At 61.0% G+C, this 292-nt stretch carries 1 protein-coding gene; it reads right to left on the bottom strand.

Annotated features, from left to right (window positions below; translation table 11 throughout):
• Positions 1-206: 206 nt before the first annotated feature.
• The coding region (locus tag ACQG3P_RS19275) for a S1 RNA-binding domain-containing protein (RefSeq protein WP_426805936.1) at positions 207-292 on the bottom strand (86 nt) is incomplete at its 5' end.

Genomic DNA, 292 nt, shown 5'->3' with positions numbered 1-292 from the left:
CGCGCCCGGTCTTCGTGGGATGTCCAGCGAATCGGTCCGGCGGACATCTTCTGGCGCCGCTAATGGGAAACGTATTGACTTGCGACAGGCAAAAACAACGGGCCCGAAGGCCCGTTTTTTTTCAGGGGGTGACGACCACCGGTCGTCACCTACCTTGGTGTTGCGGTCGATTACTCGGCCGAGGCGCCTTCGCCTTCCTCGACGGCCTACATCGACAGGCGGATACGGCCCTGCTTGTCGACTTCCAGCACCTTGACCTTGACCACGTCGCCTTCCTTCAGCTTGACGCCGA

Source organism: Stenotrophomonas sp. SrG, assembly GCF_050031795.1.
GTDB classification, from domain to species: domain Bacteria; phylum Pseudomonadota; class Gammaproteobacteria; order Xanthomonadales; family Xanthomonadaceae; genus Stenotrophomonas; species Stenotrophomonas rhizophila_A.
This window is presented reverse-complemented; position numbering and strand designations above follow the sequence as displayed.